Source organism: Helicobacter bilis ATCC 51630 (genome assembly GCF_000686565.1).
In the GTDB taxonomy this organism is placed as follows: domain Bacteria; phylum Campylobacterota; class Campylobacteria; order Campylobacterales; family Helicobacteraceae; genus Helicobacter_A; species Helicobacter_A bilis.
Genome location: NZ_JMKW01000068.1, coordinates 1 through 10,036, shown reverse-complemented (window position 1 = coordinate 10,036; position 10,036 = coordinate 1). Strand labels below are relative to the sequence as shown.

The 10,036-nt window shown below is 32.7% G+C and carries 5 protein-coding genes and 2 pseudogenes; 4 read left to right on the top strand and 3 right to left on the bottom strand.

Translation table 11 applies throughout. The annotated features are described in order from the left end of the window. A pseudogene (locus tag T368_RS15945) lies at positions 1-1,805 on the top strand (hypothetical protein); the annotation flags it as partial. Beyond that, a pseudogene (locus tag T368_RS17335) lies at positions 1,766-4,183 on the top strand (LPD3 domain-containing protein); the annotation flags it as partial. The pseudogenes T368_RS15945 and T368_RS17335, both read left to right, overlap by 40 nt. Positions 4,184-5,080: 897 nt before the next feature. Here T368_RS17335 and T368_RS15940 read toward each other — a convergent pair. Genes T368_RS15940 through T368_RS16850 form a run of 3 tightly spaced genes read right to left on the bottom strand, consistent with a single transcriptional unit; the run spans position 5,081 to position 7,007 of the window. Beyond that, positions 5,081-6,025, bottom strand: a complete 945-nt coding sequence (locus tag T368_RS15940) for a DNA cytosine methyltransferase (protein WP_004087720.1) — start codon at positions 6,023-6,025, stop codon at positions 5,081-5,083. Further along, positions 6,025-6,588, bottom strand: a complete 564-nt coding sequence (locus T368_RS16855) for a hypothetical protein (protein ID WP_004087719.1) — start codon at positions 6,586-6,588, stop codon at positions 6,025-6,027. Before T368_RS16855 ends, T368_RS15940 begins: the two co-directional genes overlap by 1 nt. Positions 6,589-6,590: 2 nt before the next feature. Continuing rightward, a complete protein-coding gene (locus tag T368_RS16850; protein ID WP_004087717.1) occupies positions 6,591-7,007 on the bottom strand; it encodes a hypothetical protein in 417 nt (138 codons plus the stop codon). Positions 7,008-7,149: 142 nt separating this feature from the next. Here T368_RS16850 and T368_RS0110200 point away from each other — a divergent pair, with 142 nt between their 5' ends. Together T368_RS0110200 and T368_RS13940 are read left to right on the top strand one after the other, a co-directional pair. Next, entirely contained in the window at positions 7,150-9,708 is a 2,559-nt protein-coding gene (locus tag T368_RS0110200) for a helicase-related protein (RefSeq protein WP_004087715.1), read from the top strand. Between the two features lie 34 nt (positions 9,709-9,742). Next, a partial coding sequence (locus tag T368_RS13940; protein ID WP_034595237.1) for a hypothetical protein occupies positions 9,743-10,036 on the top strand: 294 nt, incomplete at its 3' end.

The window sequence follows — 10,036 nt, the reverse complement described above, 5'->3', positions numbered from 1 at the left end:
TATTAAAAGAGTTAGAATACTGGAAAACACAATTTGACAAAGATGATATAGCAAGTTTCTACACCATAAAAGACGCACAAGAAACTCAAATTGCAATCACAGCCAATAAGCAAGAATTACAAGAGAGAAAAGAAGTTATAGATAATGCTTTGAGTGAAGCTAGAAAAGATATAGAGACTATACAAAAAGAAGTTATAGAATCTAATCCTAACTTCATGCCTACTAGACAAATAGATGACTTTGACAATGAAGCACCTTATAAAATGGAAGTAGAGTTTGATAAACTCGGTATGCAAGAGTTTCAAAGAAAAATAGAGAGTGGGGAAATACAGCTAGATAAACCTACTCAAAAGACACTAGAGAATGCCTACTCACAATATAATCATTTATTACAAAAAAGAGAACTGCTAGAGAAAGACTTGCAAAGCTTTAAAGCCTTTGATGATAACAATATCTTAAAGACAAATAGCACTCTTATAGCACAAACACAAAGGGTATTACATCAAATACAAGATGATATTAGCTTTGCCAAAGAAGCTATAAAAGATATAGAGAGTGAATTAAGCACAAGCAGTAAGGCTTTAATGCCTTTAAATACTCGCACAGAGACTAAAAAAGAAATCCATGCTTTTAGTAATCTTTTAGTCCCAACACCTACACAAACGAAACCAAGCTTTGCTACAAATCTAATGAAACAAGATACACAAGGCTTAATCCCATATAACAGCACACAAGCAAATAATGCTTTAATCCCTTATAACACACCACAAGACACTAAACTACTAGCATATAATGAAACAAAGCTATTAGAGTATAAAGAGACACTACACGCCTTGCAAAAGCTAGACAAAAGCTTTAAAGACTTTATGAGTATGCCTTTTAGCATTATTGTAGATTCTAAAGGCAATGCCCTGCCTTTAACTTCTCAAGCTATAAAGAATTTTATATTTCATAATCTCTATAAAGAGTTTATGAGTGCCACAAAAGCATTAAATAAGCCTTTAGCACAGCTAGACTTTAAACCTTTAACAAATGAGATAAAAGCACTGCCTTATAAAGCTAATGCTAATTTAAAAGCACATTTAAGAGATATTAATGCTAAGACTAATCAACTTTTAGATTCTATGCAGGAGTTTAAAAACACTACACAAGACACAAAGCTACTAGCATACAATAAACCTAGTGAAAACAAAGCAGTGGAAGTGGATAGGTTTAGTAATGTGTTGGGGGATAATTTCACCACAAAGCCAAACAATGATAAACCTATCACGGATTATCAAGTAGCAATGGAGGTAGAGCCTTATGTAAGAGACTTAGCAAAGCTTAAAGGCAGTGAAATATATGCGGATTTACAAAACCTAGTAAATAAACATAGAGAAATGTTTGACAAGCCAAGCGATGTTTTTAAGCTTATAAAAGAGATTAAGAAAAACCCTGAATTCTTTTATAACAACAATAGGCTAGACGCTGCTTTAATTGTAAAAAGATTAAGTGATAATAAAATCGGTAAAATGGGAGTTAAAAAAGATGATGGCGAAGTTATACATGCTACAAAAGTAAGAGAAAAAGATTTAATAAGATTAAAAAAGGTAAGCGATAAATTTGCGGATAGCGTTGGTATTATCCAAACTTTCACCCAACAAGGTAGCAAAAACGACAAATCGTTGAATGGGCTACCAAACAATGAGACTAATCCTACCACAAAACAAGAAATAAGTAAAGAGATAGAGTCTAAAAGCACACAAGATATAGAAAAAAAGAAAGAATGCACAGGGGTGTTTATAGTGCCTATTACGATGACATAATGATTGATTTTCGAAAAAAATACGACCCTGATGATGATTTGTGGTTTATGAAACATGCAAAACTTGAATACAGCGATAATGGAGAAGAAGTTTATGCAGCACTTAAACACCTTAATGAAGTTAGAGATAATGTATCAATCAAATACGATGATTATGTAGCTGCAACAGAAAAAGTCAAAAACTCTCTCAATCGTGCTGCTTTAGACATTATTGATGATTTTAAATCTGCTGATGAAGCACTTAAAGCAATAGAAAAAATACAAACTAAATTGCTTGATGACTATCCATTCAATCAAAAAAGAGATACAACAAAATCACAAAAGCATAAAGAGATAGAATCTAAAAGCACACAAGAACCTGTAACACAAAAAGAAACACAAGAGAATACACAAGCAATAAATCAAAGTGAAGGCATAAGAGAGCAAAACCAACATTTACACCTTGAAAACTTAGATACAACACGCTTTTTTGAAACTATCAATAATATGCAAGGCAAAAATCTAAGCAAAAAAGACAAAATACAATTATTTGATAGCTTTACTTCTGCCCTGCAATCTAGGCAAGATTTAATCATTGATGAAATTGAGAGAATCTTAAAACATGCAAATAAAAGCGGTGATAGGAAATATAAAGACTTTAGCGATTTAGATAAATACGCTATGAAGGAAATTTTCTTTAAGCTTAAAAATAAGGATTTATATGATGATTATGAAAGCATACTTAAAGATTTAAAGGCTAATAAGGATATTGATTGGGATAAAAGCATTTTTAAAGAATTTCAAAATACTAAAAAAGGTATTGCTTTAAGTAATAAGATTAGTAGTGGCGTTGCAGAAGAATTTGCAAAAAGTCTAAAGGAATGGGAGCTAGATAATAATCATATTGTTAATAAATTTAAAGATACAATACAATCACAAAAAATAAAGGATACACATGCAAAACAAGACACAACAAGCCACACAGAAAAAGAAAACAGCCACACAGACAATAGACATGAAGCTACTCAAAGAGAGAGTGGAGCTGATACTAAGTGGGCAACTTCACGCACGAGCGATAATCCGCAAGGAAATAAGGACACAAGAAGCCTTGCAGAAAGAGACAATGGAATTAGCAATGAGTATTCACCAAGCACAAAAGAGATGGCACAAGAGTGGAATGAAAAAGCTAATGAAAAAAGAGATATACGAGATGACTCTAGCCATAGCGGCAGCGACATTGAAACCAATGCTAATATTAGCAGAGATACACAAGGACATAATGCTGGAATCAGACCTGATGAGACTGACAACAAGCGATATAAGCATGATGGAAACGATGATAGGGATAACTCAAGGACTAGAATACACAGAAATGTATCTCTAAAGAAAAAGGGTAAAAAGGATTCTAACACAAACACAGAATCTAAAGTTGCCACACAAGACATAGACACACAATCTACACCACAAGTAAAACCCAAAAAACTCACTGATAAAGAAGTAATCGATAACTTCTTAAAAGAATATGATAATAATGAATATGGAAGCAAAGAGATATCATTAATAAAAAATATCGACAAACCTGAAAACTTAATGTATATAGCTAAGGCAATCAAAGATTTTAATGAGGCTAGAACTTTACAAGATGATATATTAAAAATTGATAGTAAAGCACTTGCTAAAGCTGGTGTTTTAACCCTTGAAGAAAGGCAGCAACTTGGCAGGGGAATGGTAGGTTTGCTGCCAACTCTTGAGGAAGCTTTTCATTTTTTGCATAAAGCACCATATCCTGCAGAAATATATAAGATAAGTAACATTAAAAAAGCATTAAAAGAAGTCAAAAAAGCCTATAATCTAGTCCAAGAAAAAGGCTTACATAGATTTGACTACCCACAAACAAATAAAGATGTTTCGCTTAACGCTCAACATGACAAGGAAATACCAAAAACCACAAAAGAAATAATCAAAGAAGCAAAGGCAAGTGGTAAGAGTGTAAAAGAGACACAGGAGTTAATAGACAAAAACAAGGAATTAGAAACCAATACTAAAGAAAATACATATATTTTAAGAGAACAGACAAAAGAGATTTTAACCTCATTAATAGGTAAAAATATTACTAATCAAAATGATGGCAGAATAGCACAAATTTCACGCAAAAATATTGCCAAAATGACAAGTGATAAAGCAATACAAAAAAGCATAGATAATGGCTTTACTCCACAAGAACATTTTAAAGCCGTGCAAGATATAGAAAACTTGTATCAAGGGGCAATACTTAGGGAAACACATAAAGACAAAAAAAGCAATAACCCCAATGTGTTATTTCACAGATATAGCATGAATTTAGATAATGCAAATGCTCTTATAACACTAAAAGAAACATTAAACGAACAGCATAAAGGGAATAAGATTTATACGCTAGAATTAGAAGCCCTTGAGTTAAAGCCCTCTGCACCCGAGCCTCAAGGAAGTAAGTCAGTGTCTAGGAATACAGGATATGCAGAGCCTGTAACGCCCACTGAAACACCTGCTGACATTATACCACAAAAACCAAAAGAAAAACAAAGTCCAAAAGAATCAGACAATATAGAAAGTGATAGCAATCCAGCAGGGATTCTAAACCCTGAAGAGTTAGCAACACTGAATAAAGAATTTAAACTAGGAGAAATACAAGACTTAAAAGGACAAAAAGCCTTATATGACGCAAATATAGAATCTCTTAGTTTGCTTGATGATATACTAAAGAGTGGCAGAGTAGCAACTGATGATGAAAAAAGGATTTTAAGTAATTTTAGAGGCTTTGGTAAGGCAAGTAATGAATTACATCAAGTGATAAAAGAAAAAGGTGAGAGACTAGATAGCCTTAATAAGCTTTTAGAGAGTTTGAGTGAATCTGTTGGAGCAAAGATAGACGCTGATTATTTATTCCGCAGGGCAGGTGATGCTTACTACACACCTACACCTATTGTAGAATCTATGGTAAAACTTGCTAAAGATTTAGGACTAAACAATAATCATTTAATACTAGAGCCTAGCAGTGGGAGTGGTAGATTCTTAGGGCAGTTTCACTCAAATGCTAATGTAGTAGGCATCGAGCTAGACCCTTTTACTGCTAAACTATCACAGACTATCTATCCTTATTTTAAGATAGATAATGCAGGATTCCAAAACTCTAAATTTGCAAAAGATGACTTTTATGATTTAATTATAGGCAGTCCCCCTTATAGTAACTTTACTATTAGAGATGATAATTTCAGTGCTTCAGCTCATAACTACTTTATGAAAAGGGGTATTGATAAACTAAAAGTTGGGGGTATTAGCATACAGATAGTAACAAAAAGCTTTTTTAAACTCCTTAGCAATATAATAACTCATCAAAGGTGGCACGGCATTGCCAATTTGTGCGTAAGCTGCTCCATTGCTCCCATAGAAAATAAAATCATCTTCAAAACTCTGAATCCTAGCACACTCCCTCACACTTAACCGCCTATGTAAATTCGGGTGAGGGTGGATAACCGCCCCGCCACCTCTACTGCCCCTGCCTGTAATAGTTGGGGCTGGTTTATCCCACGCTAAGATTCTATTACCTACATAGCCATTTATATTTATTTTATGCTTACTTCCTGTGTGATTAGCAATACTCTCATCATACTCTAAAGGTAAATCAAAAATCGCCTCCCTTAATGTCTTTGGCTTTTTGTTTAACGGCTTTGGAAAATCTATCTCTTGTTTTATATCAACCCTTCGCCCGATAATAATCACTCTTTTGCGATTTTGAGCCACTCCATAATCACTTGCATTTAAGATAGTATGCTTTACAACATAGCCACATCTCTCAAAAGTAGGCAGTATTTCATTATAAAAATGCTCTTTAAAAGCCTTTCCGCTTTGAATCCCTGCGACATTTTCTACCAAAAAGTATTTTGGCTGTTTGGCTTTTAGCACCCTTGCGTATTCTAAATAAAGCTTATTGTAATGTGAGTTTAGATTGCGATTTTTACCATTTGCGATAGTAAAGCCAAGACAAGGAAAACCACCGATTAAAATATCAGCATTTGGAATCTCATCTATGTCAAGCGTATAAATATCTTTACATACAATATGATTGCCTATATTTTTTTGATAGCTTTCACAAGCTTCCCTATCAATATCATTAGCAAACACAATCTCAAAACCAGCCTTAATAAAACCTAAATCAAGCCCACCACAACCAGAAAAAAGACTAATCACTTTGATTTTACTCACTATATACCTTTGTATTGTGCTTCAAAGCTTGAAAATAAAGATTCTAGCCCCTGCAAAGCCTTATTTCTAGAATCTCTATCGCCATTAAAATATTTCACATAGCTTTCGTGTAACAAATAATCAAACTCATCAACTAGCTCCATCACGCTTGAGCTAAGATAGGAAAAATCAAGGCTTAAGGACATAGAGCATTCTTGCAGTAAAATATCTCTATCAATGCGTAATGAATTGCCCTCATAGCGATTGACAATGCTTAAAAACTTGTTTTTATTCTCACTTAAGCTATGAAATAATCTTACAAGTTCCTTCCCACTTAAAAAATAAAGCTGCATTTTTGTATCATCTTTAATAGCTAAAAGCAAATCATCAGCATAAATAAACTCTACCATTTTATTAAACTTCTCTCTAAAACTTTCATAGCTCGAAAGCGTTTCAATAAGTGTAAGTAGCTTTAAAAACTGCGGTTTGCTTCCTACTCCAGCACCATCACTTGAAGTTCGCTCACTTAGATAATTATCTACTTTTAAGGAATCAAAAAGCACCTTTTTCTCAAAGCTACCCATATTTATTTCTTTATTTTTTTTGCAATCAAAGTTTTTACAGAAAAAGAGTAGCCATTTGTAAAAATCACATCAGCCTTTTCTCTACGATTTGAAGCGATATTATCTTTAACATTGATAAAATAATCACTCACTTCATAGCTTAGATTCTTTCTTTGTTTTGTATCTGCAACTTGTGCGTTAAATAAAATAGCCAATAAATCCTCAAATACCCTAGCACTAGTTTTTCGTTTTGCGACTTCATTTGAGCTTATAAAATGATAGAGATAGTTGTAGATATAAAGCGTATTAAATGTATGCTTATTTTCTTGCAAATATACAAAAAAATTATAAATATCTGTAATGGATTCTATCTCTTTTAAAACACTACATTGACGCAAATAATCGCTTATAATCTCAATAGTTTTTAACTCTTTTAGCATTAAATTCTCCCAGATTTTGTAGCCAAATTAATAATCGTATTGTAACAAAAAAACATACAAAATTTTTAAAAACAGAGCCCTAGCAAGTCTTAAAAACAATAGCCATGATATTATCATTACAACCTATACAGCTTTTACAAACATGAATGTATCCCCAGAGGCTTTTGGGAAATATATAGAAAGGGAAGTAAAGTATTTAAAGCAAATAAAAGAGAAATTACAAAAAGAAAGTAATGCTTCTAAAAGAGAGATAGGTTCTATTATAAACCGCATAGAAAAAGCAGAAGATAGAGCAACTAAATATTCTATGAGTGTAGCCAATGATAAACAGAATGTATTCTTTGAAGATTTAGGTATAGATACTTTAATGTTTGATGAAGCACATTATCTAAAGAATCTGCCTATATTTACAGCCCAAAGAAATGTAAGAGGTATAGGCAGTGCTGATTCACAAAGAGCAATTGATGCCTACATGAAAATAAAACACATGAGAAAGTTACCTAACAATAGAATATTATTTGCAACAGGCACACCAATTACAAACTTCATTAGTGACATTTATACTTTACAGAAGTTTTTAGGACATAAGGATTTAGAGGATAAGGGTGTAGATGTATTTGATGAATGGTGTAAGATGTTTGCTGGGGCTAGTAGTGAATTTGAAATGAAAGCAACAGGGGAGTATAAACTCACTTCAAGGCTTAGAGACTTCTCAAACCTACCAGAATTAAAAGCTATGTATTATAAGTTTGCAGACTTAGTAACTAAAGAAGATATGCAAAAAGCTATACTAGAAGAAGGTGGCAAGATTATAGAACCAAAGGTAAGAAGAATACCTGTTGTATTAAAAAGAAACCAAGCACAAATAGATTTTATGGAGAGTGTGAAAAAAAGGGCAAAACAATTACAAGATAATCCTAAGGCTGCAATGGAGAAAGGCGGGGATAATATGCTAAAGATTATCTCTGATTCTAATAAAGCAAGTATTGATATGCGTTTAATTGATTCTTCATATACAAGAGATGAGAATGGAAAAATATCAGCAGCAGCTAATAATATCCTAGAAGTGTATAATGACTTTAACGAGCATAAAGGCACACAATTAGTATTCCTAGATACTTCAGTGCCAAAAAAGCCCATCAAACCTGAAACACTAGAGAAATGGCAAAAAGAATTAGAAAGAATAGATTCAGTAATACAAAATCAATCTCATAATCTAAGCGATAATCAACTAGAAAAACTAAGAGATAAAGCAAGTGATTTAGAAAGCAAGATTGCAAGGGGAAGTGATGGATTTAGTGCTTATAATGATTTAAAAGATTTACTCATAGAAAAAGGTATTAAAGAAAACGAAGTAGCATTCGTGCATGACTTTGAGGGCATTAAAAAAGAAACTCTATCTCAAAAGATTAATAGCGGTGAAATTAGAGTATTAATCGGTAGCACAAGTAAAATGGGTGCAGGGAGTAACTTCCAAGAAAGACTAGCAGCAATACATCACCTAGACTTAGATTGGACACCTGCTAATATGGAGCAAAGAGAAGGTAGGATTATAAGACAAGGTAATCGCTTAATGGATTTAGTCCCTGACTTTGAAGCTAGAATCTATACTTATGTAACAGAACAAATGAGTGATAGCTTAATGCTTCAAACACTAGAGCAGAAAACAAAGATAATAAAACAAATACAAGACCCAAACCTTAAAACAAGAGTAATAGAAGATATAAGCGAAGACAACTTGCATGGCAGACTAAAAGCTATGACTAGCCCTAATGCAGAACAAGAGTTAGAAGCTATGAATATAGTAAAATCCATTGATGAAGTAGAGAATGCTATAAGCACACATGATTTAATCCTTAAAAATAATCACAATAAAATAGAGAATGCAAATAAATTAGAATCTAGTATGCAAAAGGATATAAACACACTAGAAGCTTTTAAAAAGCAAACACAAGATAATACCACTATAAGCTTTGGAAAAGAGAAAATAAACTTTGCTAAGGATAATAAGGCAAAGACAAATAAAGATAATAAAACAGACACACCAAAGGCTACAAAAGATAAAGACAAAAAGAAAGAAAAAGAAAAAAGTCCTGAATCTTTAGCTAATGAAAAACTAAATGCAATCATACAAGACTTTGCAAAGTCTAGCGATAACATTAAAGTAATATGTGAGTATCGTGGATTAAATATCTTAGCAAAAAAGGGATATAGCGGCATGATTGACTTTTATCTCGGTAAAGATTTAAATGAAGCTTTAAGCATTTCTATAAGACTAGATGTAAGAGATGCTGCATATACAGATAAAAACTATATGCAAAGATTTCATAATGGCTACAATAAGCTTATAAGTGATGAATATATAAAAGAATTACAAGGGCAGATACAAAAAGCAAAAGATACAAGAGAAAAGGCAAAAAAGGCTTATGAAAAAGAGATTGCCAACAAAGAGAGTGTAGCAGAGCTTAGAAATAGCTTGAATGAAATGCTAGTAAGACAAGCAGAATTGCATAGCTTTTTAGGCAGGGCAAGTGATTCTGAAATAGAGAGACTAAAAGCTATATATGGTGATGACTTTGAAGATATTGTGAAAGGGAAGTTTGATAAAAAGGAAGTAGAAATGAAAAACAAACAGCATACAATCCCAACAAAAAGTAAAGTAGAAAAGGATTTAAGCACAGATGAGATACAAAAAAGGTAAAAGTTTATAAAAAGATGACAAAAAAAGATTTAACATGTTAGACACAAAAAATCTCACTTTAAAGAAATTCCAAGAGAATTTTGATTTTATAGAAGCTAAGATGAAAGATAGTCAAATATATAAAGACGCATTAGATAGTTTTGTAAAATATATGCCAAGCTACGCTTTTACAGATGACCAAAAGGCTTTAGCATATAGTGATTTTATGGCAAAGACATTTTTAGGAGTATTTCAAAGTGCAGTCCAAACCGCATTAACCATAGACCAAAATGAAGTAGCCACAAGAGATGCACAAAATCAAAGTGCTTTAGGCATATTAGGCAAAATA